The sequence below is a fragment of the Paraburkholderia silvatlantica genome, assembly GCF_003096715.1.
GTDB classification, from domain to species: domain Bacteria; phylum Pseudomonadota; class Gammaproteobacteria; order Burkholderiales; family Burkholderiaceae; genus Paraburkholderia; species Paraburkholderia silvatlantica.
In genome coordinates this window covers 177,939-202,241 of record NZ_QEOL01000003.1, presented here as the reverse complement: position 1 = coordinate 202,241, position 24,303 = coordinate 177,939, and the positions used below count along the sequence as shown (strand labels likewise).

Here is a 24,303-nt window from a genome sequence, read left to right as displayed (position 1 = left end):
GCTGACGGGCTTATTGCCCCTTGGTGTCGCTGCTTGCGTCCGCACCCGGGGTGTTGGTCGTGTCGTTCATCTGTTTGGACATCTTCTTCGTGTGCTTATTGTGATGCGCAGACTTGTGCATCGTGCCCGTCGCGGACGGATTCTGTTCAACGCCCTGGGTCTGCGCCGGGTACACTCCGCTCGCGCCACCGGTCGCGGCACCCGGATTCGTGCTGCTGCTGCCGCCGCCAGAACCCTGCGCGAGCGCGAGGCTCGATACGGCAAGCGTCACGCCCGCCAGTGCAGAAATGAAATAGTGTCGTGGCTTCATGGTTGGCTTTCCTCATCATTGTCTGGATGGAAGTACGGGCGGCCGTGCCGAAAACCACCCGCGCGCGAGCCCTTCGTAGCGCACACGGTGTGCCACCGGCACCGGCGGGCGCCGCAGCGCAAAGGCATACCGCTTGCGCTCACCTGTGCGTCACTATGGCCCCAAGCCCGCAATGAATCCCGCCGCCCTCATGAATCCGATGCCGCTCGTCGTCACCTGGCCCGATTTCGCGGGGCGGCTCGTCGTGGCAATCGCGGCCGGCGCGCTGATCGGCCTGAATCGCGGTGAGTCGGGCAACGCGGCCGGGTTGCGCACGACCTTGCTCGTCTGCCTTGCCGCCTGCCTCGCCATGCTTCAGGTGAACGTGCTGCTCGTGCTGCATGGAAAACCTCAGGATTCCTTCGTGACGCTCGACCTGATGCGGCTGCCGCTCGGCATTCTCTCCGGCATGGGTTTCATCGGCGCGGGGTCGATCCTGAGAAAGGATGGACTCGTGCAAGGCGTCACCACCGCGGCGACCATGTGGTACGTCACGGTGATCGGGCTTTGCGCAGGCGGCGGCCAGTACGTGCTCGCCATTGCGGGCACCTTGCTCGGCCTCGTCGTGCTGCATACGGTGGAGCACGTCGAACATCGCCTGCCGCGCGGCAGACGCGCCCATATCACGCTGGGCCACGATGCCGGCAACGACGCCCGCAAGCTGATCGACGAAGCGTTGCGCGGAAGCCGGGCGCGCGTGGTGCTGCTCGGTGTCACGCATCGCACGGCGGAAACGGCATCGCACCAGCGACTCGACGCTTCGTTCGAAGTGCGCTGGCAGGCTCTCCCCGGTGACGACGCGGTCGAAACCGCACTCACTTCGCTCGTGGCGCGGGTGCACGAAGAAGCGTCGTGGTCCATCGAGCGATGAGCCTGGGCGTTGTGCTCGCGCCGGCTCACCTGGCGCGGCGATGGCCTTGCGCCGATCCGCTCAGCAGCATCGCCGTCTTGACCACGGCCAGATGACTGAGCGCCTGCGGAAAATTTCCCGCCAGCCGCTCTTTGCCCACGTCGTATTCTTCGGCGAGCAAACCGACGTCGTTGGCCACGGCGAGCACGCGCTCGAACTGCGCGATGGCCTCGTCCTCGTCGCCGCGCAGCGAGAGCGTGTAGTGGCGCGCGCGGCCCCGCGTCTCCCAGATTCCCGAGCCCGGCTTCCCGCCATGATCGAGCAGCCAGCCGATCAGGCGCGCTTCGAGTTCGGCTTCCTCCTGCGCCGCAACGATTCCCGCGCGGCGCGTGAGATAGAGGCAATCGAACGCCTCGCCGAACACATCCGGCTGATACTGCGTGCACGCCGCATTGCCGAAGCGCACAGGCCGCGCGCCCTGCCAGCCCGCGAAGCGTCCGACCTCGCGTTCGTTCGGCACGTGGCTGCCAGCGACGCAATACATGACGTGAATGCGTCCGCGCGCGTGGCCGATCGTGCGCAGCAGCCAGTCGCGCCAGGCGCGCGCTTCGTCGTGAAAGCCCGCTTCGAGCAGCGCTTCCAGCGCGAAGCTCGCGTCGCGCAGCCAGCAATAGCGATAGTCCCAGTTGAGTTCGCCGCCCGGCGCCTCGGGCAAAGACGTGGTGGGCGCAGCGATCATCGCGCCCGTCGGACGGTAGACGAGGGCATGGAGCGTGAGCAGCGAACGCCGCACCGCTTGCGGCCAGAGCGTGCGCGCGTTGTCGAAGTGGCCGATCCAGCGGCGTCAGTGACGCTGCGTGTCGTGCAGCGCCGTGACGGCGGATGCCGGATCGACGCCTGCGCCCTCGCCCTGGGATAGCGTGAAAACGAGGCGCTCGCGTGGGCGCCCGGTGAACGCGGCTTCGAGCGCCTGCGCGTGAACGCGCAACGGCACATCGGCGCGCAACATCAGCGGGCCACCTGCGGCGTGCACTGTCGCCGCGCCGCTTGTGTCTATCGCGGCTCGCGCAGCGGGTCCATCGGCGCGTCGCGGCTGCACGATCATGTGCATATCCATACTGCCGTGCGTGCCTTCGACGATGCGCATGATGCACGCCTGAACGCTATCGGCCGCCATGAAGTCGATCACGCGCGCGCTGCCGTGCGCGCCCTCTGAGAGTTGTGTGGGTCATGGACGCTGGCGCCACCCGCGCGCGGATAGGCGCGATCAAGACCTGCGCCAGCACTTCGGATTCCCGAAAGGTTGGCAGACCCAAAGAGGGCGCGTCCCTTTGCGCGGGCTTCGCAGCTTCTTTTTGGTGGTCGCCGGCTGCACGCCGGCTTGCATCAATTACGCGTAAGGCTTGAAACGCGTGCGCCGCGCGCTCTCGGCCTGCAACGCCGTATCCCCGCAGCGCGCGCGCGAAAAATCAAAGCGCATCGCGCCACTGACGCATCACCACGAGCTTGCCGCGCGGATGCGCCCCGGCGAGTCGCTCGAAGCCTTGCGCGCGCATCATTTCCTGCCAGGCATGACGCTCGCCATCACCTGGCGCGCCGTGTTGGCAATCATGCCGCCCTGGTCCGGATCGCCTTGCATGAGCGCGCGCGCGAAATGACGCGCCTGCTCGATCGTCACATGCGGCGGCAGCGGCGGCACGCCGGGATCGGTCTTCACTTCGAGCACCACGGGGCGCGCCGACGCGAGCGCCTGCTCCCAGGCGTCGCCCAGTTGCTCCGCGTCGTCCACGTAGATGCCCGTGAGACCCACCAGCTCCGCAAAACGGTGATACGGCACGTCGGGAATGTCCTGCGAGGCTTCGAATTTCGCGTCGCCCTGCATCACGCGCTGCTCCCATGTGACCTGATTCAGGTCCTCGTTGTTGAACACGCAACAGATCCAGCGGGGGCTCGCCCACTGGCGCCAGTACTTCGCCACGGTCACGAGTTCGGCCATGTTGTTCATCTGCATGGCGCCGTCGCCCACGAGTGCGATCACGGGCCGCCCGGGATGGGCGAACTTTGCCGCGATGGCGTAAGGAACCGCCGCCGCCCCCATCGAGGCGAGCCCGCCCGACAGCGAGCACATCATGCCGCGCCGGATCTTGAGGTCGCGTGCATACCAGTTCGCGCACGAGCCCGAGTCGCTCGTGACGATCGCGCCATCGGGCAGGCGCGGCGACAACTCGGTCACCACGCGCTGCGGATTCACCCTGCCGCTCGTCGCCGCGTGCGCGCGGTCCTCGAGCACGCGCTGCCAGCGCTCGCCCGCATGGATGAGGCGGTTGCGCCAGCTCGCGGCGTTCTTCTGCTCGAGCAGCGGCAAGAGTGCGCGCAGCGTGGCCGCGCTGTCGCCCACGAGGCTCACCTCCATCGGGTAGCGCACGCTGAGCATGCCCGCGTCGATGTCGATCTGCACCGCGCGCGCGTCGCCTTCCTTCGGCAGGAATTCCGCATACGGGAAGCCGGAACCGATCATCAGCAAGGTGTCGCAGGAGGACATCATCTCGTCGGTCGGCCTGGTGCCGAGCAGGCCGATGCTGCCCGTCACCCATGGAATGTCGTCGGGCACCGCGGCCTTGCCGAGCAGCGCTTTCGCGATACCCGCGTGCAGGCGCTCGGCCACGGCGACCACCTCGTCGCCGGCGTGCATCGCCCCTGCGCCGACGAGTATCGCCACCCGATTGCCCGCGTTGAGCACCCCGGCCGCGCGCTTGAGGTCTGCCTCGCGCGGCACCACCTCGGGCGCGCTGTAGCCCACGCCGGAATGCGCCGTGCCGTGCTTGCGCGCGGGCGGCTCGTATTCGAGTTCCTGCAAGTCGTTGGGCAGCACCATGGCCGTGACCGTGCGCCGCGACAGCGCAATGCGCACCGCGCGGTCCACCACGTGGCGCACCTGCGCGGGCACGCTCGGCTGCTGCACGTATGCGCCCGCCACGTCCTTGAACATGGAGACGAGGTCGAGTTCCTGCTGATAGTGCGCGCCGAGCGCGGCGCGCGCCTGCTGGCCCGCTATGGCGAGCACGGGCATATGGTCGAGCCGCGCGTCATAGAGCCCCGTGAGCAGGTGCGCCGCCCCCGGCCCCGAGGTGGCGATGCATACGCCCAGCTCGCCCGTGAACTTGGCATGCGCGCTCGCCATGAAAGCGGCCATTTCCTCGTGGCGCGCCTGAACGAATTCGATCTTGCCGTGCGCGCGCTGCAGCGCGCCGAACATGCCGTTGATGCCGTCGCCAGGATAGCCGTAGATGCGCCGCACGCCCCATTCGTGCAGCCGCTCGATGATGAAGTCGCTCACCGTGGTCGTCGCCATGTGCCGTTCTCCTTGTGGATGGTCCGATTTATTTGCCGTGCTGGCGTCCCGCGCAAACGTCGAACCTGGAGCCGGGAGAGGAGCGCGGCGTTTCTGCCTCGGCGCACGTTCCCTTTCATGCGACACCCTCAGCACGGGCATAGCGATTGCTCTGAGCGGGCAGATTGCCTTTTCCGAGGACATGGAATCCACCGGCATCCGTATGAATACCTTCCCCTATTCAGCCGATATCACCGGCGAACCAGGAACTGCGCATGGCTGAACCAGAAGGAACAGGCGGCGTAGGCGCGTGGTCGCGCGCGCATCGGGGCAGACCGCGCCGAACGGACGCCGCGAAATCGAGGAATAGCGCGAAGAACGGCGCGCAAGGCAGCGAAAAGAACGGCAAACAGGGCCGCAAGCGACCCGGCAAGAAGCCGCTCGTCGTGATCGGCGTCGTGCTGCTCGTCATCGCCGTCGGCGCGCTTGTCTGGTGGTTCGTCACGCGCAACGAGGTCAGCACCGACGACGCCTATACCGACGGCAACGCCATCACCATCGCCCCGAAGGTGTCGGGCTACGTGACGCAACTCAACGTCGACGACAACGTCTATGTGCACAAAGGCGAACTTATGGTTCAGATCGACCGGCGCGACTATGCGGCCCAGGCCGACGAGGCGCGTGCGCAGCTGGGCCTCGCGAAGGCCCAGTTGCTTTCCGCGCAGGCGCAGCTCGACATCGCGCGCGTGCAGTTCCCCGCGCAGTACGACGAGGCGCGTGCGCAGATCGAAACCGCCAGCGCGAACTACGCCCGCGCGCAAGCCGACTACGAACGCCAGCACGGCGTCGATCCTCGCGCGACCACGCAGCAGAACATCGACACGGCCAACAACCAGCAGCGCGTTTCGCACGCCGGCGTCATGAGCGCCCGCGCGCAACTGAAGACGGCGAGCCTCGTGCCGCAGCAAATCCGCCAGGCCGTGGCCGCCGTGGAAGCGCGACGCGAACAGGTCGCGCAGGCCGAGGCGCAACTCGACACGGCAGAATTGAACCTCGCATGGTGCGATATGCGCGCGCCCTCCGACGGCTGGGTCACGCGCCGCAACGTGCAGTACGGCACGTTCCTCCAGGCGGGCGCGTCGCTCTTTACCATCGTCACGCCGCAAATGTGGATCACCGCCAATTTCAAGGAGTCCCAACTCACGCGCATGCGTCCGGGCGACAAGGTCAAGATCAGCGTGGACGCCTACCCGAAGCTGGAACTGCATGGCCACGTGGACAGCATCCAGCTCGGCAGCGGCTCGCGCTTTTCGGCGTTCCCCGCCGAGAACGCAACGGGCAACTTCGTCAAGATCGTGCAGCGCGTGCCGGTGAAGATCGTCATAGACAGCGGCTTGCCCGGGAACCGGCCGCTGCCGCTGGGCCTTTCGGTCGTGCCTACGGTCTATCTTGCGGAGTGAGAGTGCGGCCATGAGCGACTCGCAGCGCAACTGGCGCCCCGCCGGCAACCCCTGGCTCATCGCGATCGCGGTCACGCTCGCGGCGTTCATGGAGGTGCTCGACACGACCATCGTGAACGTCGCGCTGCCCCATATCGCGGGCACGATGTCGGCGAGCTACGACGAAGCCACCTGGGTGCTCACGTCCTACCTCGTCGCCAATGGCATCGTGCTGCCCATCTCGGCGTTCTTCGGCCGCGTGCTCGGACGCAAGCGCTATTTCATGCTCTGCATCGTCGCGTTCACGGTGTGCTCGTTCCTCTGCGGCATCGCCACGAGCCTCGGCCAGCTCGTGATCTTCCGCGTGGCGCAAGGCTTCTTCGGCGGCGGCCTGCAGCCTAACCAGCAGTCCATCATCCTCGACACCTTCGAGCCCAGCCAGCGCAGCCGCGCATTTTCGATCTCCGCCGTGGCCATTGTCGTCGCCCCCGTGCTCGGCCCGACGCTGGGCGGCTGGATCACCGACAACGTCTCGTGGCGCTGGGTCTTCCTGCTCAACGTCCCCGTCGGCATTCTCACGACGCTCGCCGTGTTCCAGCTCGTGGAAGACCCGCCATGGGTGAAACACGAGACGCATCGACGCATGAACTGGCGCACGGCGGACTTCTGGGGCATCGGGCTCATCGCCGTGGGTCTCGGCTGCCTGCAGGTCATGCTCGATCGCGGCGAGGACGACGACTGGTTTTCGTCGCCGTTCATCGTCACCTTCGCCGTGCTCGCGCTGCTCGGCAGCGTGGGCGCAACCTTGCGGCTGCTCTACGCGAAGCATCCCGTCGTGGATCTGCGCTGCCTGCGCGACCGCAACTTCACCCTGGGCTGCTGCATGATCGCCGCATTCGCCGCGGTGCTCTATGGCAGCGCCGTGATCATTCCGCAGCTCGCACAGCAGCAGCTCGGCTACACCGCCACCCTCGCGGGCCTCGTGCTTTCGCCGGGCGCGCTGCTCATCACGATGGAGATTCCCGTCGTCAGCCGGCTGATGCCGCACATCCAGACGCGCATGCTCGTGCTGACCGGCTTCATCATGCTCACCGTGGCGCTCATCTACGCACGCACGCTCACGCCCGATATCGACTACCTCACGCTCGTGAAGCTGCGCAGCGCGCAGTCGCTCGCCATCGGCTTTCTGTTCGTGCCCGTCACGACGCTCGCGTACCTCACCGTGCCGAAGGAACTCAACAACGACGCCTCCGCGCTTTTCACGATGTTCCGCAACGTGGCGGGCTCGATCGGCATTTCGGTTTCCACCGCGTTGATCCGCGAGCGCTCGCAGGCATGGATGGCGCATCTTTCCGCACACACGTCGCCGTTTTCGCAGAACTATCAGGACACGCTCACGCGCGAGGCGCAAACCGTCATACAAGGCACGGGGGCGCCGCTCGCGCAGGCCATGCAGACGGCGAACGGCCACCTCTACGAAACATTCGTTTCGCAGGCCGCCATCCTCGCCTATATCGACGTGTTCGGCATACTGGCGTGCTTCTGCCTGGCCTTCGCGCCGCTCGCGCTGCTGTTCTCGCCCGCGAAGGCGGCCGGTTCGGGAGGCCATTGACATGCGCGCGCTCGCCGCCGTCCTGGCCGTATCGCTGTGTGCATGCACCGTCGGCCCCGACTTCAAGCCGCCGCAGGCGAACGCGCCCGCAGACTGGCATGCGATGCAACGCACTGCGAACGAATCCAACGGCGCGTCGACACCCACCGCCGAATCGAATCCCGACCCGCAGTGGTGGCGCAGCTTCGGCGACGCCACGCTCGACACCCTGATAGCGCGCGCATTGAGCGGCAACCCCGATCTGCGCATCGCGGTCGTGCGTATCGCCGAAGCGCGCGAACACACTCAGCAGGCCGCCGCGCAAGGTCTGCCGAACGTGCGCGCGAGCGCGAGCTACAAACGCGAACAGCTGGGCGCGAAGGGCATACTCGAATCGGCGGGCGTGTACAACAAGGTCGATGCGCTCGGCGCACCCAACTCGCCCATCGACCAGATCGCGCCCGGTGCGGGCCCGAAGGTGGAGCGCGGCGCGCAAAGCGTGCTCGACCAGCTCACCGCGCCGGTGAACCTGTGGCAGGCGGGCTTCGACGCGTCATGGGAACTCGACCTCTTCGGGCGCGTGCGGCGCTCGGTCGAAGCCGCGAACGCCCAGGCCGAGGCTGCGCTCGAGTCGCAACGCGACGCGCAGGTCTCGCTGGAAGCCGAAGTGGCCGAGACGTATCTGCAACTGCGCGGCGCACAGATGCTGCACGCAACCGCCCAGAACCTCGTGGCCGAGCAGCGCGAGACGGAAGCGCTCGCGCGCAGCGCCGCGACGCACGGGCTCCAAAGCGAACTCGACGTCGCGCGCGCCGATGCTGAACGCACGCAGACCGAGGCGTTACTGCCGCAATACGATCAGCAGATCGCGCAGTCGCTCAACGCGCTCGCCGTACTGGTGGGCGAAGCGCCAGGTGCGCTCGACGCCGAACTCACGCCGCCCGCGGCGCTGCCCGGCACGCCGCCCGCGGTGCCGGTCGGGCTGCCCGCTACGCTCGCACGCCGCCGCCCCGACATCCGCGGTGCCGAGGCTTCGCTGCACGCGGCCACGGCCAACGTGGGCGTGGCCGTGGCGCAGTTCTATCCCGACATCTCGCTCACTGGGCAAATCGGCACGCGCGCGACTTCGCCGCACGATCTCGCGCACTGGGCGAGCCTCTTCTGGTCGTGGGGGCCGAGCGTTTCCCTGCCCGTGTTCCAGGGCGGCGCGCTCGTGTCCAACCTGCGGCTTTCGAAGCTCCAGCAGGTCGAAGCGGCGCTCGACTATCGCAAGACCGTGCTCGGTGCGCTGCGCGACGTGAACAACGCGCTCGATGTGTACCGCACCGATCAGGCACGCCTTCTCTCGCTCGACGAAAGCGCAGCAGCCCAACGGCGCGCATTCGATCTCGCCCGCGACAGCTATCGCAAGGGCATTGTCTCGTTCATCGACGTACTCGACGCGCAGCGGCAATTGAGCAGCGCCGAGCAAAACGCACAGCAAGCTCAATTGCAGGTGTGCACGGACCTCGTGGCGTTGTATAAGGCGCTGGGCGGCGGGTGGGAGCAAGCGGGGCCGATCGCCTCGTCCGCTTCTTCGCAGGCGCCCTAATCGAGCAGCTTCGCCGCCTTTCGCCGACGCCGCTTACGTTCGCGGCGCAGCGTCGAAAGCGCGGCATCGGCCTGCGCGGTGTCCGGGAAGATCTCGCGATGCTGCGCGATCAGGCGCTCGCTCGCCACCGCATCGTTTAGCTTGCCGAAACGATCCTGCAGCTTCTTGAGCGACTTCACGCGCCGGCTTTCGCGGCGCGGCAGTACCGATCCGAAGAACTCCAGCAGATAACGCAGTCGCTTCGCGCCCTTGCGCACCTCGTGCCAGGCGGCGTAATCGCGGCGTTTCGCGCGGCGCGCTCGCCGCATGCGCCTTGCCAGCGACCTGTGCGCCACTCGCACGCGTTCGCGCGCGAGGCGCTTGAGCGGCGTGCGTCGCGGCGACGTGTTCAACGCGCGGTTCAGCTCATGCAGCATGTCGCGCAGCGCATGCTTGAGATCGGCGGCACGCAGCGTCTGCTGGGCATGCTCTCCGGCTGCCCGCCGTGCCGACGCGAGCGGCCCGGTCGCGAGCGCCCCGTCCGCGCCCAGCAGCGAGAGGGCAATGTCCCAATCGCGCGCCTCGCCCGCGGCCGACGCCGCACGCTTGAAAAACGCGCGCTGCGGTTCGACCCGCGCACGCCCGAGCAGCGGCCGCCACGCCCACAACAGCGTGCGCAGCCGCCGCAAGGCGACGCGCAGCGCGTGCAGCGTCTCGGGCTCGGCATCCAACGCGGCGACACGCGCAAGCGCCTCGCTCACCAGCGGCTGCGCATAGCGCGAGAACTGCGATTGCGCGTCGCTGCGCGCATGTTTCTTCGCTTGTGTGCCTGACTCGTCCATTTGCTTTGCCCCTTCCGCACGCGTTCGAGATCGGCTTCGTCGCCGCTCGCGATGCAATCCACAAGGCGAGGGGCGAGCGCGCGCGTCAACCTGTAGCGCAAGCGCTGTGCCATCGAAATCGCGCCGGCCCGTGCGCCCCTGTGCGCCCCCGGCACGCGGTTTGCGCGCCCGCTCGCAATAGGGACCCCGTGTACGGGAGCACAGTATGGCTGCGTGGATCAAGGCAATGGACGTTGCGGCACGGCCCGGGCGTGCGCCCCTGTCGAGCGGCGCGGCGCGCGAAATCCTGAGATTCTGATGGGGCGCGGCGCGCCTCGTCAGGCGAGCGCCACGGTTCCGCGCGCCGTCTACTACGCGCTCGCCTCGAATGTCGTGGTGGCGCTGTGCAAGTTCGCCGCCGCGGCCTATACGAATTCGGGCGCCACGTTTGCCGAGGCCGCCCACTCCAGCGCCGACTGCCTGAACCCGCTTCTGCTGATCGCGGGCCGGCGCGCGGCCCGCAACCGCCCCAACGAACAGCATCCGCTGGGCTTTGGCCGCGAGACGCACTTCTACGCGATGCTGACCAGGCAAGCGCATTGCGCATTGCGTCGTCGCACCGCTCGCGGCCAGCATGCGGGCGCGATTCACGCCCCTGAAACCCGCCGAGCCCGATCGACCACCCGGAACAACCCGCCCAGACAACGAGGCCGTCATGCACACAGCCACCCGCAACCGCGCGCCGCGCGCGCACGACGCAAAGGCGAGGCACGATGAAACGCATCTTCGCAGCGAGGCCGTGAGCCCGCCCGAAACCGTGCCGCTCGAACTCACGATCAACGGCGCGCGCCATGCGTTGCGCGTCGAACCCTGGACCAGCCTGCTCGACCTGCTGCGCGAGCAGCTTCATCTCACCGGCACGAAGAAGGGTTGCGATCACGGCCAGTGCGGCGCGTGCACGGTGCTCGTGAACGGCGTGCGCATCAACGCGTGTCTCGCGCTCGCCGTGTCGCACGACGGCGCGGAGATCACGACGGTCGAAGGGCTCGCGCAGGACGGCGCGCTGCACCCCGTGCAGCAGGCCTTCATCGACCACGATGCGTTTCAGTGCGGCTACTGCACGCCGGGCCAGATCTGCTCGGCGGTGGGGCTGCTCGCCGAAGGCCACGCGCATTGCCGCGACGACGTGCGCGAGCAGATGAGCGGCAATCTATGCCGCTGCGGGGCGTATGTGAACATCGCGAACGCCGTGGAAAGCGTGCGCCGCGCGCAGGACCTCGCCGGCGGCAATCAGGAAGAAGGAGACACGCCATGAACCGCTTCTCGTACGCGCGCGCGAAGAGCGTGGCCGACGCCGTGCGCCTGCACTCCGTCACCCCCGGCGCCGAATTCCTCGCCGGCGGCACGAATCTCGTCGATCTGATGCGCGAGGACGTCATGCGCCCCGCGGCGATCATCGACATCACGCGGCTGCCGCTGCGCGAGATCGAGGCAACGAAAGGCGGCGGCTTGCGCATCGGCGCGCTGGTGACCAATAGCGCGCTGGCATGGGACGCGCGCGTGGCCGAGCGCTATCCGCTGCTCGCGCAAGCGCTGCTCGCCGGTGCATCCGCGCAGATCCGCAACGCGGCGACCGTGGGCGGCAATCTGCTCCAGCGCACGCGCTGCCTCTACTTTTACGACCCCGCCACGTGCTGCAACAAGCGCGCGCCGGGCACGGGCTGCGCTGCGCTCGATGGCGTGAACCGCATGCACGCGATCTTCGGCGCGAGCGAACACTGCATCGCCACCCATCCATCGGACCTGTGCGTCGCCCTCGAAGCGCTCGACGCCACACTGCACGTGGCGGGCCGGCGCGGCGCGCGCACGCTGCCCTTCGACAGCCTGCACCGGCTGCCGGGCCACACGCCGCACCGCGAGACGACGCTCGCCGACGAGGAACTGATCACCGCCGTCGAACTGCCGCGCGAAGGCTATGCGCAGCACTTCACTTATCTGAAGCTGCGCGATCGCCAGTCGTATGCGTTCGCGCTCGTTTCGGTCGCGCTCGGCATGCGCGTGGAAGACGGCGAGATGCGCGCGCTAGGCTGCGCGCTGGGCGGCGTCGCGCACAAGCCCTGGCGCGATCGCGAAGCGGAACAGCGGCTGATCGGCCACGCCGCCGACGATACGCGCGCCATCGAACGCTACGCCGACGCCGTAGTCGCGCACGCCGACCCGCGTCCCGGCAATGCGTTCAAGGTGGATCTCGCGCGGCGCGCGATCGTGCGCGCATTCGAACAGGCGCTGGCGCCCCGTGCCGAAGGCGCTAGCGCAGAAGGCTCGGGGGAGGAATCAGCATGAGCACCGCCTATGAATCCCGTCGCGTCGCGACTCCCGTAGCGCGCATCGGCGCGCCGCTCTCGCGCGTGGATGGCCGCAGCAAGGTCACGGGCGCCGCGCGCTATGCCGCCGAATTCACGGCCACGGGGCTCGTGCACGGCGCAGTCGTCAACGCCACGATTGCGCGCGGCAAGATCGTCGCCATCGACGCGTCGGCGGCGCTCGCACTGCCAGGCGTGCTGCACGTGCTCACGCACGAGAACCGCCCCGCGCTCGCCGAAGACGACGCGGCCTGGAAGGATCAGGTCGCACCGGGCGGCACGCCGTTTCGCCCGCTCGCCGGCGCGCACGTCGCCTTCGCGGGCCAGCCCGTCGCGCTCGTAGTGGCGCAAACGCCCGAACTCGCGCACTACGCCGCGTCGCTCGTGCGCGTGCGGTACCGCAGCGAAGCGCACCAGACCGAACTGGCCCGCGTTCTGAAGGACGCGGTCAACCCCTCGACAGACAAAGGCGGCTTCGAGCCGCCGCCTGCGCCGCGCGGCCGCGCGTACCGGGCGCTCGCGCGCGCCCACGCGCGCACGGACGCGTTTTACAGCACGCCCACGGAGTTTCATCAGCCGATGGAGATGCACGGCTGCACCGTCGTGCCTTCCGCCGACGGGCGCTACACCGTCTACGAGAAAACCCAGGGCGTGAACAATACTCAGCAGTACCTCATGAAGGTATTTGGCCTGCCGCAGGACCGCGTGCGGGTGATTTCGCCGTTTGTGGGCGGCGCGTTCGGCTCCGGCCTGCGCCCGCCATATCATCTGCCGCTCGCGATGATGGCGGCGCGCGCGCTGCGTCTGCCCGTGCGCGTGGCGCTCACGCGCGCGCAGATGTTCACCTTCGGGCACCGGCCCGCCTCGATCCAGCACGTTGCGCTCGCCGCGCAGCGCGACGGCCGCCTGGAAGCGATCATCCACGAAGCCGTGGGAGAAACTTCGCAGTTCGAAGACTTCACCGACGTGGTCGTCAACTGGGCGGGACGGCTCTATCGCGCGCCGAACGTCCAGCTCGGCTACAAGCTGGGGCGGCTCGACGTGTACACGCCCCTCGACATGCGCGCGCCCGGCGCCGCGCAAGGCCTCTACGCGCTCGAATGCGCCATGGACGAACTGGCCGTCGCGCTGGACATGGACCCGCTCGAACTGCGCATCCGCAATTACGCCGACGAAGACGCGAACAAACCGTTGCCTTATTCCAGCAAGGCGCTGCTCGACTGCTACGCGCAGGGCGCCGAGCGTTTTGGCTGGGGCGCGCGCATTGCGACGCCGCGCGCCATGCGCGAGGGCCACGATCTGGTTGGCTACGGCATGGCCACGGGCATCTGGGAGGCGTTGCAGACCGAAGCGACTGTGCGCGCGGTGCTCGATGCACAAGGGCGGCTCGAACTCGCCAGCGCCACGGCGGATATCGGCACCGGCACCTACACCGCCATTTCGCAGATCGCCGCCGACGCCCTGCACATGGCCATCGACGACGTGGCGTTCACGCTCGGCGACACGTCGTTGCCGAGCGCACCGATCGAGGGCGGCTCGTGGACCGTGGCTTCGGTGGGCAGCGCCGCATCGCTTGCCTGCACGCGGCTGCGCTCGCGCCTCGCGCAACTGCTGCCCGCGCACGGCGGCGTGGCGTTCGCCAATCTCGACCCCGCCACGCTGGACGAAGCGCTCGTGATCGAGGACGGCGAGGTGAGGTTGCGCGAGAGCGCCGGCCGGCCCGAAACGCGCGCCCGTATTGCCGACGTGCTCGCCGACGCGGGCATGAAAACGCTCGACGCGCAGGTCACGCTCGAGCCCGAGCCGCGCCAGAAGGAGTATTCCATGGCGACGCATTCGGCCGTGTTCGCCGAAGTGCGCGTGGACGAAACGCTCGGCGTGGTGCGCGTGGCGCGCGTGGTGAGCGCGGTCGCGGCGGGCCGCATCGTCAACCCGAAGACGGCCGCGAACCAGATCGCCGGCGGCGTGGTATGGGGTATCGGCATGGCGCTGCATGAGCAAGCGCAATTCGACCATACGCTCGGGCGCATCATGAACCACAACCTCGCGGAATATCACGTGCCGGTGAATCTCGACATCGGCGAGATCGACGTGCTGTTCGTGGACGAGCACGACGACGTGGTGAACCCGCTCGGCGCGAAGGGCGTGGGTGAGATCGGCGTGGTGGGCGTGGCCGCCGCCGTGGCGAACGCGATCTACAACGCCACGGGCAAGCGCGTGCGCGATCTTCCGGTCACGCTCGACAAGCTGCTGTGAGCCGCACGCGCGAGACATCATGAACACCGCCCGGATAGCCCGCCTCTACGCGCAGGCGCCCGGCATGCGGCGCGAGCGCCGCGCCTGAGCGCCGGGCATATCGCGCCCGACCTTGCGCGCAACGGCCACGGCCCGACGTTCCGGCACGCCGACGCCGAACGCTACGCGGTGCGCTGACGCGCCATCATTCAACTGTCGGGTGGCCGCGCGGGCACCTGCTGCCAGCCGCCCGGGCAGGTCCGCACATACGGGTAATAGGTCTGCGACGCGACGCAGTAGTACCAGACGCCGTATGGCGCCTCGCCACCCTGGCCGCCTTGCCCGCCGCCTTGTCCATACTGCTCGTTTTGATCGTACGTATTGGCGCCGCCGTACTGGGGCTCGGCCTGGCCCTGGCCTTGTTCGATCCACTGCGTGGGCTGCGAGATGTCGCCGGAGACGTAGGGGTAGTAGACGCCCGCGATATACGGCGGATAGTAGTACGGATAGAACGGATAGCCGTAGATGAAGCCGGGGCCGAAGTAGAAGCCGACGCTCGCCGAACGGCAGCAGCCATACCAGCCGCGATAGTAGCCGCCGTGGTACCAGCCGTAGCCGTGATAGTAACCGCCATGGTAGTAGCCGCCGTGGTAATAACCGCCGTGATACCAGCCACCGCCGTTATAGCCGCCATGGTAGCCGCCGCTCCAGCCGCTGCTGTGATTCGCGCCGCCATAGCCGCCCCAGCCACCGCCGCCGCCGTGCACCCAGCCGCCGCCTCTACCCGCGCTCGCCCCGGCGCTGCTGCATAGCGCCACGAGCACGAGCACGAGTCTGCACAATTCACGCGCTTTCATGATGCTTACCCCGATAGCCGCTGACCGGTACGTAACCGGTACGTGACCGATAGCCGGTTGGCTGCATAAAGTATTTTAGGCGTCGGAAACCCATTTTTCCTGCGCGTGCGATCACGGCGCATTACGGCTCCCGCGCGCCGTCCTGCCTCGCAATGATGGCCGCGCCGACGAGTCCGCCTTCACGACGGAACGCACCCGGAACCACGACGCGTTCGCGAAACTCCCGCAGCGTGCGCTTGCGCACTGCCGCATCCAGCGCGTCGATCAGTGGGACCACATTTGCAAGGCCGCCGCAAACCGGGACGACCGAAGCGCCCGTAATGTTGATGACGGCTGCGAGCGGCTCCGATACCAGTGCGAGCCAGGCGGAAACGGTGCGCCGCGCGCGCTCGCCGCCTTGCTGCCAGTCGTCGAGAAGGGCGTGGCTATCTTTCTGTTCGCCGTTCAGGAGTGTGTTGAGCCGTTCCAGACCGCGTGCCCCGCCAATGGTGTCGACGCAGCCAAGGCGCCCGCAGCCGCAACGCAATGCGCTCACGGGCTGCGCGTGGCCCGTGCCGTCGAAGTCGACGGATGTGCTGACGGGCAGCCCGTGGCCCCACTCGCCCGCGATGCCGCTCGCTCCGCCAGCCACACGGCCGCCCACGACGAGTCCGCCGCCGACGCCCGAGCCCAGCACCACGCAAAACACGACATCGTGGCCCGCACCCGCGCCCTCGACGGCCTCGGCCAATGCGAGGCAGTCTGCGTCGTTTGCAATGCGGATGCGCCGCCGAAGCCGGGAGGACAACTCCGCGCCGAGCACGCGGCCCGAGACGCAAGGGACGTTGGAAGCGCAAATCACGCCGCTTGAGGGATCGATGGCCCCCGCCATCGAGATGACGAGGGGCGAGCCGGTCTCGCCGATATGACGGTCCGCGAGGGCTTCGAGGGTCGCGCCGAACGCCTCCCAACTGTCGACGGGCGTCGGCACGCTTTCGACGAGGCGCACGCTGCCCGGACTGTCCGATACGCCGAACCTGATGTACGAGCCGCCGATGTCCGCGACAAAGACGCGTGGGTGTTGCCCTTGTTCAACGCTGGTATCTGGCACCCTGGCTCCTCGTCAAGTGCATCGGCGACGCCAGCCTGCGGTTTCAGCGGGCGCGAACGAAATGATGCTCTATCTTCGCGCGCAACACGCCGTCGACGGCCGCGAGCTGTTCGCGCAGCCGGGCCGCCCGCCTTTCCGTCATGTCGCCAAATACGATTTTTTGCTCGAGCACGTCGCCGAAGCGGGTCACGGCCCAGCGGTCGACGACCACCTGCTCGCCGTCGAGCACGCCGGCGGCGGTCGAAACGACGCCGAGGTCCAGACCGGATACCAGATGAACGGTGTGAGTCAGCGTGAAGCCGGGAAGGCAGTGCGACAGGTCTTCACAGACGGTCGGCGAGGAGGAGACGGGGATAGCTTGATGCATGGTGGCTCCGGATGAAGGTTGATCGAACCGGTGCCAGCCAGGCTGTTCCCGTTTCGTTGCCGTAAATCGGCCGCATCGCCTCGAGGGCTTCCACCTTGCCCGGGAGGGCAGGTTGGCGTCGGTCAGTCCGACTCTGGATGCTTTGCTGCTTTGCTGTTGCCTGGTATCTCACGTTCGATATTTCGAACGAACTTTCATTATACCGGAACCAGAGCGCCGGGCAAGCCGTGCGGCCGCACGCAACTCCGTGCCCGGCTTTGCGGCCTCAGGCTACTTCCTGGGGATGGCGCCGCGTGTTTCGGCCGCCCTGAGGAAATCGAAATCGGCGCCCTTGTCCGCCTGGGTCACGGTGTCCAGAAAGAGCTTGTGATAACCGCGGCTTGCCGTGGGCGCGGTCACCGGATTCGCCTGCGCGCGGCGCCGCAGTTCTTCGTCGTCCACGAGCAAGGCAATCTCGCGGTTGGCCACGCTCAAGCGGATGCGGTCGCCGCTGCGGACATGCGCAAGCGGGCCGCCGATGGCGGCTTCCGGCGTGACGTGCAGCACGATCGTCCCGAATGCCGTGCCGCTCATGCGTCCATCCGAGATCCGCACCATGTCTTTCACCCCGGCGCGCGCGAGCTTTTTCGGGATCGGGATATAGCCGGCCTCGGGCATGCCCGGCGCGCCTTTGGGCCCGATGCGCTTGAGGACGATGACGTCGTCGGCATGCACGTCGAGGTCGTCGGAGTCGATGCGCTTCGCCATGTCGGTCGCGTCTTCGAACACGACCGCGCGGCCCTCGTGCTCCATGAGCGCCGCGCAGGCGGCCGATTGCTTGATGACCGCGCCGCCCGGCGCAAGATTGCCGCGCAGAACGGCCAGGCCGCCTTGCGGGTAGATGGGCGCGCCGAGCGGCTTCACCACGTCCTGCGCGAAGCGCGGCCCGGCGCGCTCCACCTCCTCGCCCAGGGTGCGGCCGGTGACGGTCATGGCGTCGAGATGCAGCAAGGGCTTCAGTTCGTGAAGCAGCGTGGCCATGCCGCCGGCCCGATGAAAATCTTCCATGTAGTGCTCGCCGGACGGCTTCAGGTTGAGCAGTACCGGCGTTTCGCGGCCCATGCGGTCCACCGCGTCCAGGTCGATATCGAAGCCCATGCGCCCGGCAATCGCGGCGAGATGCACGATGCCGTTGGTCGACCCGCCGATGGCCAGCAGCACGCGCAAGCCGTTTTCGAACGACTCGCCGCTGAGCACCTGGTCGATGGTGAGCCGCCGTCGCGCCATCTCCACGGCTTGTGCGCCGGTCTGCTCGGCCACGCGCATGCGCTCCGAGCTGACCGCCGGCGGCGAGGCCCCGCCCGGCATCGTCATGCCCATGGCTTCCGCCACGCAGGCCATCGTGCTGGCCGTGCCCATGACGGCGCAGGTGCCGACGCTCGGCACGAGGCGGTCGTTCACCTCGGCGATCTCCTCCGCCGTGACTTCTCCCGCGCGGAACTTGCCCCAATAGCGGCGGCAGTCCGTACACGCGCCGACGCGTTCGCCGCGGTGCGCCCCCGTCACCATCGACCCGGTAATGAGCTGAATGGCCGGGATGCCCGCCGATGCCGCGCCCATCAATTGCGCGGGCACCGTCTTGTCACAGCCGCCGATGAGCACGACCGCATCCATGGGCTGCGCGCGAATCATCTCCTCCGTGTCCATCGACATGAGGTTGCGCATGAACATGCTGGTTGGCTGCGAAAAGCTCTCGTGGATGGAAATGGTCGGAAATTCCATCGGCAATCCGCCCGCCAGCAGAATGCCGCGCTTGAGCGCCTCGATGAGCTGGGGCACGTTGCCATGGCACGGGTTGTAAGCGCTGCCCGTGTTCGTGATGCCGATGACGGGACGCGCCAGCGCGTCGTCGGTATACCCGGCGCCCTTGATGAAGGCCTTGCGAAGGAACAGCGAGAAGTCCGTGTCGCCGTAGTTCGTCAGTCCGCCGCGCATGCCCTGCGGATCACGGGAATCGTCTTCGTTGGGGGAGTGCTTTTCGGACATAGCCACCATCCTCGGGTCGGTTCATTCAGATTGGCCGAAGTGCCGTCGCCGGTAAGGGTACTGCGAATCGCGCAATCAGCGGCATGGCGGGCAGGCACACCGCGCGCTCACGACATTACAAAATACTTTCTTTAGCGAATTGAACCCGAATTGAACCGAACGCGCGCAAACTCGGTCACTCAAGATACCGGATTTGCTCGCTCAATTCATTTCGGCCCTCTGAAGCGAAATCATGTCGACGAAACCGACCCAACCCGATGCTTCCAACGAGGCATCCCGCACGGCCCCCAGCGCGAAGGTGCCTGCGCATCCGCACGGCGCACCGGCCGCCGCCCCCGCCTCGCCCGCCGGCAAGCATCCCGCGCCGCCCTGCACGCTCGTGATCTTCGGCGCGGGCGGCGATCTGACCAAACGCCTCTTGATGCCGGCGCTCTACAACCTCGCCGTCGACCGCCTGCTCGACGACGGCATGAAGATCATCGGCGTGAATCATGGCGAGCGCGAGACGAAGGCATGGGCCGACGACCTGCACGCCTCGCTCGAAAAATTCGCCGCCGACAAGGCGAGCACTTTCCACGCGGGCAAGCTCGACGACAAGGCCTGGGACTGGGTCGCGCAGCGCCTCGCCTACATGGCCGGCGAATTCGAGGACGACAGCACGTTCGAGCGGCTCGCGCAGCAGTGGAACGGCAAGCCGCGCGGCAACGTCGTGTTCTACCTCGCCGTGGGCGCGCGCTTCTTCAAGCCGATTATCGAACGTCTCGGCAAGGCCGGGCTGCTCGAAGAGGGCGGCGACAGCAACGGCGTGTTCCGCCGCGTCGTGATCGAAAAGCCCTTCGGCGCCGATCTCGCTTCGGCGCGCGACTTGAACCAGCATGTGCTGCGCGTCGCGAAGGAATCGCAGGTCTATCGCATCGACCATTTCCTCGGCAAGGACACGGTGCAGAGCATTCTCGCGCTGCGCTTCGCCAATGCCATGTTCGAGCCCGTCTGGCGGCGCGAGTACATCGACAGCGTGCAGATCACCGCTTCGGAAGTGATCGGCGTGGAAGGCCGCGGCAAGTTCTACGAACAGACCGGCGCGTTTCGCGACATGGTGCCCAACCACCTGTTCCAGCTGCTCGGCATGGTCGCGATGGAGCCGCCCAACTCGTTCGACGCCGAAGCCGTGCGCAACAACAAGGCCGAAATCTTCGAAGCGCTCAAGCCGCTCGCGCCGGACGACGTGGTGTTCGGTCAATACGCAAAAGGCCCGGCGGGCGCGGGCTACCGCGACGAACCGGACGTGGCGCAGGACAGCCGCACCGAAACCTATGCCGCCGCGCGCGTGCAGATCGACAACTGGCGCTGGGCGGGCGTGCCGTTCTATCTGCGTACCGGCAAGCGCCTCGCCGCGCGTCGCACCGAGATTTCGGTGCAGTTGAAGAGCGTGCCGTTTCTCCTTTTTCGCGACACGCCAGTCGATACGCTCACGCCCAACGTGCTGACGCTGCGCATCGATCCGTCGCATGGCACGAGCTTCGACTTCAACGTGAAGACGCCGGGGCCGATCATGCAGATCGGCCCGGTGCATTCGTCGTTCGACTACGACGACTTCTTCGCGGAGCGTGCCAACGTCGGCTACGAAACCCTGCTCTACGATTGCATGCTCGGCGACCAGACACTCTTTCAGCGCGCCGACGGCATCGAAACGGCATGGTCGGCGGTGGATGGCGTATTGCACCCCGAACTCGACGCGGCGCTTCCCGTGTACGACTACGCCGCCGGCAGCGCAGGCCCGGCGCAGGCGGATGCCCTGCTCGCGCGCGACGGCCGGGCGTGGCGCGCACTCGCGCCGACCTAAGCCAGGAAGAAGTCAACCAGACAGCCAAGGAGAACGTATGGCCAAAATCGAAAAAGCGGTCAAGGAAAGCGCTGTGAAAAGCGCTGTAAAGCGCGCGGCAAGTGTGACGCACGCCTCGCAGGACATCGAAAATATTCTCGCCATCGACATAGGGGGAACGGGCCTGAAGGCCGCGGTCATCGACGGGAACGGCGTGATGCGCACGGAACGCGTGCGCGTGGCGACGCCGCATCCGTGCCCGCCCGCCTTGCTGGTCGAAACGCTCGCGACGCTCGTCGAACCGCTGCTCGAACCGTATCCTGCCACGCACGTTTCGATCGGCTTTCCTGGTTTCGTGCGCAACAATCACGTCATCACGGCGCCGCATCTCGGCCCCGGTGACTGGAACGACGTGCCGCTCGCCCAGATGCTCGGCGAGCGCCTCGGCATTGCGTCGGTGCGCATGATCAACGACGCGGAAATGCAGGGCCTCGCCGCGATCGAAGGGCAAGGCCTCGAATTCGTGATGACGCTCGGCACGGGCGTGGGCACGGCCATGTTCCGCGACGGCGAACTGATGCCGCACCTGGAACTCGCACATCATCCGGTCAGCAAGAAACGCGCATACGACGAGTACATCGGCGACGCCGCGCGCAGCAAGGCCGGCAACAAGCGCTGGAACGCGCGCGTCGAGAAGATCATCGGCATACTCGACTCGCTCGTGCACTACGACAAGCTGTGGATAGGCGGCGGCAACGCGGCCCGCCTCGCGTTCGATCTGCCGCCCAATGTGGCGACCGTGCCGAACGACCGGGGCATCGAGGGCGGCGCGCGCCTGTGGCATCCGCGTTCGGTGCGCGAAACGCGGCAGTTGCCCGCGGCCACGCAACGCGCAGGCAAATTCCGCTAGCAGGACCCTGCGCGGCGAAACTGTGCGCGCCGGGCCCGCGCGAGGGTGTTCTCAATCATCTGGACTGGATCCGCGATTTCGACGCGCCCGGAACCGAACGAACGGCAACGCGAACGGCAAGGCAGACGTGGCTTTAAGGGAGCCCGCAAGCCGCGCAGTTAACGATCCGTTAATCTCGGCAGGCTAAAATCACCCTTTTCAACCGACCATTGCTGAGAAGGGAGCGCCCATGCAAATCACTGCCGATTCGCGCTACGACCTCGTTGCGCGCCTGCTTCACTGGCTCGTCGTCGCGCTCGTCGCGGCACAGTTCGTGATCGGCTGGACCATGCCCGACGTGCACCGCGATACGCGCCCCGTTGGCGAAATCGCGTGGCATCTGGGCGTCGGCACGGCGCTCCTTGCCGCGATGGCGTGCCGTCTGGTCTGGCGCGCCACCCATCGTCCGCCGCCCGACGACCAGACGCCGTTCATGCGCGCCGTGGCGGCGCTCACGCATGGCGGCCTCTACGCCCTGCTCATCGCGGTGCCCGTGCTCGGATGGATCAACGCGTCGTCGCGCGCGTGGGACGTCACGCTGTTCGGCGCCATTCCCCTGCCCGCGCTCTCCGCTGCGGGGTCGTCGTTCGGACACGCCATGGGCGACGTCCACAGCGTGCTCGCCTGGGTGCTGTTCGCGCTCATCTGCCTGCACGTGGCCGCGGCGCTCTTTCATCGTTTCGTGCTCAACGACCGTGTGCTGCAGCGCATGAAGCTCTAACTGTCATGGATCATGCCGCGGCGGGTCCGGCTCGGTGACGAAGCCGACCTTCGCGAGTCCTGCGGCGCTGGCCGCCGAGAGCAGCCTCGCGACACGCCCGTACGGCGTGGCGCGATCGGCCGAAAGCCGGATTTCGGGCTGCGGCGTGAGCCGCGCGGCTTCTGCGAGCCGCGCCGCCAGGCCGGACTCCTGGACTGGCTGCGCGTTCCAGCTCATGTGGCCAAGCGCATCGACGACGATATCGACGTGCGGCACGGCCAGATCCTCACGCTGACTGCTCGCGCGCGGCAACGCCAGCTTTGCGGCATGGTGCAGAACAGGCAAAGTCACCATGAAGATGACGAGCAGCACGAGCATCACGTCGATGAGCGGCGTCATGTTGATGTCGGCCGCCGGCATCGCTTCGTCTTCCAGATCGCGATCGTCGTTCATACCCGTTCCTTCATCGCCGCACACGGCGCAGGTACGCTGCCCGTGAGCAACAGCGTGTGCACGCCGTATGCGAAGCGGTTGAGCTGCGCGACGATATCGCGCGAAACACGCGCAAGCGCGTGATAGCCAAGCACGGCGGGAATCGCCACGCACAGTCCGAGTGCCGTCATGATGAGCGCTTCGCCAACGGGCCCCGCGACGTGTTCGAGACTGGCGTCGCCACTCGCGCCGAGCGCGAGCAGCGCATGGTAGATGCCCCACACGGTGCCGAGCAGGCCGACGAACGGCGCCGTGCTGCCGATCGAGGCAAGCAGGCCAAGACCGCGCTGAAGACGTGCCGAGCTCTCGCTCACCGAAGCCCTGAGGCAGCGCAGCAGCCACTCGCTCAAGTCGACGCGCCCCCGGTGCGCGGCACCGCTCGCCACGTGGTGCGCCAGCGCGCGCTGGCCGGCGCTGGCCAACTCGAAGAACGGCGTGCCGGGACGGCCCAGCGCGGCGACGCCATCGCCGCCATCGCCGGGTTCCCGGAAGTGCCTTTGCGCGCAGCCAGCATGGCGGCGCAGACGCGCGAACGCGAACGCCTTCGACACGATCACCGACCACGACACGACCGACATCGCGACGAGCAGCGCCGCCACGAAGCGCGTCATCGGATCGCCCTGGGCCCACAGGTGCGCGATTCCATAGGTTGGCATGAGGTCCTCCGTTTCATTCGCTGAGGGTAAACGTGAACGGCACGTCGGCACGCGCCGGCGCTGGCTTGCCGTCCTCGGCATAGGGCTGGCAGCGGCTCGCGAGCGCCGCGTCGCGCGCCGCTTCGTCGAGCCTCGCGTAGCCGCTGGTCGTCGCGACGCGTGCGCCGACCACGCGGCCGTTCACGGCGGTCTCGAGTTCGATGATGGCCGTGCCGGCCTCGGCGCGGCGCAAGGACTGCGCGGGGTAGTCGGGCTTCGTGAGCGCGCAGTCCAGATGGGCGACGTGGCGGGGCGCGTCCGCGGCAGGCGCGGTGGCGACGGGCGCAGGTTGCGGTTGCGGTCCGGCCATGCGTTGCGTTGGCGGCGCGGCCGCGGGCGCAGCGTGTTCGGCCGGTGGCACCGCTAGCGGCGGCGGCGTGCGTGCAGTGTTTTGCGCATGCACCGGCGCCGCTGGACGTGTTCGAGCCGGCTGCGCAAGATTGCTTCGGATTGCTTCATGAATCGAATGACTGGGCGATGACGTTCGCGCAGCCGCTTCGCTCGTATGCGACACCGGCGCAATCGGCGCAACCGGCGGCGCAACCGGCGCGATCAGCGCGGCGTCCACAATCCTCGCGCGCACCGGCATGACGTGCGACGCGGGCGCCTCCCACCGCGCCACGGCAATCAGCGCGGCATGCAGCACGAGCACGCCCGCAACCACACCGGCAACCGCGGCACGCCGCCCAAACGCGTGCCGGCCGAATACCGCAGGCTCACCGCGATCGAAGCACGCAACAGCCGGCGCCATGTCGAT

The 24,303-nt window shown here is 67.6% G+C and carries 24 protein-coding genes and 1 riboswitch; of the genes, 12 read left to right on the top strand and 12 right to left on the bottom strand.

The window, feature by feature from the left end; translation table 11 throughout:
• Window positions 1-10: 10 nt before the first annotated feature.
• Window positions 11-310 (bottom strand): hypothetical protein, encoded by a 300-nt coding sequence (locus C7411_RS05340; RefSeq protein WP_110383765.1) that lies wholly within the window; start codon window positions 308-310, stop codon window positions 11-13.
• Between the two features lie 172 nt (window positions 311-482).
• Between C7411_RS05340 and C7411_RS05335 the strand changes: the two genes are divergently transcribed.
• Window positions 483-1,220, top strand: a complete 738-nt coding sequence (locus C7411_RS05335; protein WP_243413053.1) for an MgtC/SapB family protein — start codon at window positions 483-485, stop codon at window positions 1,218-1,220.
• 25 nt (window positions 1,221-1,245) lie between these two features.
• On the opposite strand, the gene C7411_RS05330 is transcribed toward C7411_RS05335, so the two are convergent.
• From C7411_RS05330 to C7411_RS05320, 3 genes are all read right to left on the bottom strand, one after another.
• Window positions 1,246-1,992, bottom strand: a complete 747-nt coding sequence (locus C7411_RS05330; protein ID WP_165822742.1) for a glycoside hydrolase family 15 protein — start codon at window positions 1,990-1,992, stop codon at window positions 1,246-1,248.
• 51 nt (window positions 1,993-2,043) lie between these two features.
• A complete protein-coding gene (locus C7411_RS05325) occupies window positions 2,044-2,388 on the bottom strand; it encodes a hypothetical protein (RefSeq protein WP_110383768.1) in 345 nt (114 codons plus the stop codon).
• Window positions 2,389-2,754: 366 nt separating this feature from the next.
• Window positions 2,755-4,551: a thiamine pyrophosphate-requiring protein gene (locus C7411_RS05320; RefSeq protein ID WP_110383769.1), complete on the bottom strand. Its 1,797-nt coding sequence runs from the start codon at window positions 4,549-4,551 to the stop codon at window positions 2,755-2,757.
• Here C7411_RS05320 and C7411_RS36925 point away from each other — a divergent pair.
• Genes C7411_RS36925 through C7411_RS05305 form a run of 4 tightly spaced genes read left to right on the top strand, consistent with a single transcriptional unit; the run spans window position 4,520 to window position 9,151 of the window.
• Window positions 4,520-4,813, top strand: coding sequence for a hypothetical protein (locus C7411_RS36925; protein ID WP_133253615.1), 294 nt, complete (start codon window positions 4,520-4,522; stop codon window positions 4,811-4,813). The two genes, C7411_RS05320 and C7411_RS36925, sit on opposite strands and share 32 nt — an antisense overlap.
• Entirely contained in the window at window positions 4,806-5,990 is a 1,185-nt protein-coding gene (locus C7411_RS05315) for an HlyD family secretion protein (RefSeq protein WP_110383770.1), read from the top strand. The genes C7411_RS36925 and C7411_RS05315 overlap by 8 nt, the downstream gene beginning before the upstream one ends.
• Before the next feature lie 10 nt (window positions 5,991-6,000).
• Window positions 6,001-7,581, top strand: a complete 1,581-nt coding sequence (locus C7411_RS05310) for a DHA2 family efflux MFS transporter permease subunit (protein ID WP_110383771.1) — start codon at window positions 6,001-6,003, stop codon at window positions 7,579-7,581.
• Between the two features lies 1 nt (window position 7,582).
• Window positions 7,583-9,151, top strand: coding sequence for an efflux transporter outer membrane subunit (locus C7411_RS05305; RefSeq protein WP_110383772.1), 1,569 nt, complete (start codon window positions 7,583-7,585; stop codon window positions 9,149-9,151).
• Here the strand turns inward: C7411_RS05305 and C7411_RS05300 are convergent.
• Window positions 9,148-9,972, bottom strand: a complete 825-nt coding sequence (locus tag C7411_RS05300) for a CHAD domain-containing protein (protein ID WP_110383773.1) — start codon at window positions 9,970-9,972, stop codon at window positions 9,148-9,150. The genes C7411_RS05305 and C7411_RS05300 overlap by 4 nt on opposite strands.
• 297 nt (window positions 9,973-10,269) lie before the next feature.
• On the opposite strand from C7411_RS05300, the gene C7411_RS05295 reads away from it, so the two are divergent.
• Genes C7411_RS05295 through C7411_RS05280 form a run of 4 tightly spaced genes read left to right on the top strand, consistent with a single transcriptional unit; the run spans window position 10,270 to window position 14,570 of the window.
• On the top strand, window positions 10,270-10,728 hold the full coding sequence (locus tag C7411_RS05295; protein ID WP_110383774.1) for a cation efflux transmembrane domain-containing protein: 459 nt from the start codon (window positions 10,270-10,272) through the stop codon (window positions 10,726-10,728).
• Window positions 10,667-11,266, top strand: coding sequence for a (2Fe-2S)-binding protein (locus C7411_RS05290; RefSeq protein WP_110383775.1), 600 nt, complete (start codon window positions 10,667-10,669; stop codon window positions 11,264-11,266). Before C7411_RS05295 ends, C7411_RS05290 begins: the two co-directional genes overlap by 62 nt.
• On the top strand, window positions 11,263-12,294 hold the full coding sequence (locus tag C7411_RS05285) for an FAD binding domain-containing protein (protein WP_110383776.1): 1,032 nt from the start codon (window positions 11,263-11,265) through the stop codon (window positions 12,292-12,294). Before C7411_RS05290 ends, C7411_RS05285 begins: the two co-directional genes overlap by 4 nt.
• Complete coding sequence (locus C7411_RS05280) at window positions 12,291-14,570, top strand: xanthine dehydrogenase family protein molybdopterin-binding subunit (protein ID WP_110383777.1); 2,280 nt, start codon at window positions 12,291-12,293, stop codon at window positions 14,568-14,570. Before C7411_RS05285 ends, C7411_RS05280 begins: the two co-directional genes overlap by 4 nt.
• Window positions 14,571-14,758: 188 nt before the next feature.
• Here C7411_RS05280 and C7411_RS05275 read toward each other — a convergent pair whose 3' ends face one another.
• From C7411_RS05275 to C7411_RS05260, 4 genes are all read right to left on the bottom strand, one after another.
• Window positions 14,759-15,406 carry a hypothetical protein gene (locus C7411_RS05275; protein ID WP_110383778.1) on the bottom strand — a complete coding sequence of 216 codons (648 nt, stop codon included), beginning with the start codon at window positions 15,404-15,406 and terminating at the stop codon, window positions 14,759-14,761.
• 121 nt (window positions 15,407-15,527) lie between these two features.
• Complete coding sequence (locus tag C7411_RS05270) at window positions 15,528-16,496, bottom strand: ROK family protein (protein ID WP_110383779.1); 969 nt, start codon at window positions 16,494-16,496, stop codon at window positions 15,528-15,530.
• Window positions 16,497-16,539: 43 nt separating this feature from the next.
• A complete protein-coding gene (locus C7411_RS37320) occupies window positions 16,540-16,863 on the bottom strand; it encodes a hypothetical protein (protein ID WP_165822741.1) in 324 nt (107 codons plus the stop codon).
• A gap of 42 nt (window positions 16,864-16,905) precedes the next feature.
• A riboswitch (SAM-I-IV-variant riboswitch) is annotated at window positions 16,906-17,009 on the bottom strand.
• A 124-nt stretch (window positions 17,010-17,133) separates the two neighbouring features.
• Window positions 17,134-18,888: an IlvD/Edd family dehydratase gene (locus tag C7411_RS05260; RefSeq protein ID WP_110383780.1), complete on the bottom strand. Its 1,755-nt coding sequence runs from the start codon at window positions 18,886-18,888 to the stop codon at window positions 17,134-17,136.
• Between the two features lie 232 nt (window positions 18,889-19,120).
• On the opposite strand from C7411_RS05260, the gene zwf reads away from it, so the two are divergent.
• From zwf to C7411_RS05245, 3 genes are all read left to right on the top strand, one after another.
• The gene (gene zwf, locus C7411_RS05255) at window positions 19,121-20,731 is read left to right on the top strand and encodes a glucose-6-phosphate dehydrogenase (protein WP_110383781.1); all 1,611 of its coding nucleotides are present in this window, start codon (window positions 19,121-19,123) and stop codon (window positions 20,729-20,731) included.
• A gap of 37 nt (window positions 20,732-20,768) precedes the next feature.
• Window positions 20,769-21,620 (top strand): ROK family protein, encoded by an 852-nt coding sequence (locus C7411_RS05250; protein ID WP_110383782.1) that lies wholly within the window; start codon window positions 20,769-20,771, stop codon window positions 21,618-21,620.
• Window positions 21,621-21,849: 229 nt separating this feature from the next.
• Window positions 21,850-22,380: a cytochrome b gene (locus tag C7411_RS05245; RefSeq protein WP_110383783.1), complete on the top strand. Its 531-nt coding sequence runs from the start codon at window positions 21,850-21,852 to the stop codon at window positions 22,378-22,380.
• Between the two features lie 3 nt (window positions 22,381-22,383).
• Here C7411_RS05245 and C7411_RS05240 read toward each other — a convergent pair whose 3' ends face one another.
• Genes C7411_RS05240 through C7411_RS05230 form a run of 3 tightly spaced genes read right to left on the bottom strand, consistent with a single transcriptional unit; the run spans window position 22,384 to window position 24,297 of the window.
• The gene (locus C7411_RS05240) at window positions 22,384-22,812 is read right to left on the bottom strand and encodes an ExbD/TolR family protein (RefSeq protein ID WP_110383784.1); all 429 of its coding nucleotides are present in this window, start codon (window positions 22,810-22,812) and stop codon (window positions 22,384-22,386) included.
• The gene (locus C7411_RS05235) at window positions 22,809-23,507 is read right to left on the bottom strand and encodes a MotA/TolQ/ExbB proton channel family protein (RefSeq protein ID WP_110383785.1); all 699 of its coding nucleotides are present in this window, start codon (window positions 23,505-23,507) and stop codon (window positions 22,809-22,811) included. The genes C7411_RS05240 and C7411_RS05235 overlap by 4 nt, the downstream gene beginning before the upstream one ends.
• Window positions 23,508-23,520: 13 nt before the next feature.
• On the bottom strand, window positions 23,521-24,297 hold the full coding sequence (locus tag C7411_RS05230; protein ID WP_110383786.1) for an energy transducer TonB: 777 nt from the start codon (window positions 24,295-24,297) through the stop codon (window positions 23,521-23,523).
• Window positions 24,298-24,303: the final 6 nt, after the last annotated feature.

Excerpts from the sequence above, each read along its gene's own strand:
- C7411_RS05340 (WP_110383765.1), bottom strand. The coding sequence starts at position 310 with ATGAAGCCACGACACTATTTCATTTCTGCACTGGCGGGCGTGACGCTT.
- C7411_RS05335 (WP_243413053.1), top strand. The coding sequence starts at position 483 with ATGAATCCCGCCGCCCTCATGAATCCGATGCCGCTCGTCGTCACCTGG.
- C7411_RS36925 (WP_133253615.1), top strand. The coding sequence starts at position 4,520 with ATGATGAAGTCGCTCACCGTGGTCGTCGCCATGTGCCGTTCTCCTTGT.
- C7411_RS05320 (WP_110383769.1), bottom strand. The coding sequence starts at position 4,551 with ATGGCGACGACCACGGTGAGCGACTTCATCATCGAGCGGCTGCACGAA.
- C7411_RS05315 (WP_110383770.1), top strand. The coding sequence starts at position 4,806 with ATGGCTGAACCAGAAGGAACAGGCGGCGTAGGCGCGTGGTCGCGCGCG.
- C7411_RS05310 (WP_110383771.1), top strand. The coding sequence starts at position 6,001 with ATGAGCGACTCGCAGCGCAACTGGCGCCCCGCCGGCAACCCCTGGCTC.
- C7411_RS05305 (WP_110383772.1), top strand. The coding sequence starts at position 7,583 with ATGCGCGCGCTCGCCGCCGTCCTGGCCGTATCGCTGTGTGCATGCACC.
- C7411_RS05300 (WP_110383773.1), bottom strand. The coding sequence starts at position 9,972 with ATGGACGAGTCAGGCACACAAGCGAAGAAACATGCGCGCAGCGACGCG.
- C7411_RS05295 (WP_110383774.1), top strand. The coding sequence starts at position 10,270 with ATGGGGCGCGGCGCGCCTCGTCAGGCGAGCGCCACGGTTCCGCGCGCC.
- C7411_RS05290 (WP_110383775.1), top strand. The coding sequence starts at position 10,667 with ATGCACACAGCCACCCGCAACCGCGCGCCGCGCGCGCACGACGCAAAG.
- C7411_RS05285 (WP_110383776.1), top strand. The coding sequence starts at position 11,263 with ATGAACCGCTTCTCGTACGCGCGCGCGAAGAGCGTGGCCGACGCCGTG.
- C7411_RS05280 (WP_110383777.1), top strand. The coding sequence starts at position 12,291 with ATGAGCACCGCCTATGAATCCCGTCGCGTCGCGACTCCCGTAGCGCGC.
- C7411_RS05275 (WP_110383778.1), bottom strand. The coding sequence starts at position 15,406 with ATGAAAGCGCGTGAATTGTGCAGACTCGTGCTCGTGCTCGTGGCGCTA.
- C7411_RS37320 (WP_165822741.1), bottom strand. The coding sequence starts at position 16,863 with ATGCATCAAGCTATCCCCGTCTCCTCCTCGCCGACCGTCTGTGAAGAC.
- C7411_RS05260 (WP_110383780.1), bottom strand. The coding sequence starts at position 18,888 with ATGTCCGAAAAGCACTCCCCCAACGAAGACGATTCCCGTGATCCGCAG.
- zwf (WP_110383781.1), top strand. The coding sequence starts at position 19,121 with ATGTCGACGAAACCGACCCAACCCGATGCTTCCAACGAGGCATCCCGC.
- C7411_RS05250 (WP_110383782.1), top strand. The coding sequence starts at position 20,769 with ATGGCCAAAATCGAAAAAGCGGTCAAGGAAAGCGCTGTGAAAAGCGCT.
- C7411_RS05245 (WP_110383783.1), top strand. The coding sequence starts at position 21,850 with ATGCAAATCACTGCCGATTCGCGCTACGACCTCGTTGCGCGCCTGCTT.
- C7411_RS05240 (WP_110383784.1), bottom strand. The coding sequence starts at position 22,812 with ATGAACGACGATCGCGATCTGGAAGACGAAGCGATGCCGGCGGCCGAC.
- C7411_RS05235 (WP_110383785.1), bottom strand. The coding sequence starts at position 23,507 with ATGCCAACCTATGGAATCGCGCACCTGTGGGCCCAGGGCGATCCGATG.
- C7411_RS05230 (WP_110383786.1), bottom strand. The coding sequence starts at position 24,297 with ATGGCGCCGGCTGTTGCGTGCTTCGATCGCGGTGAGCCTGCGGTATTC.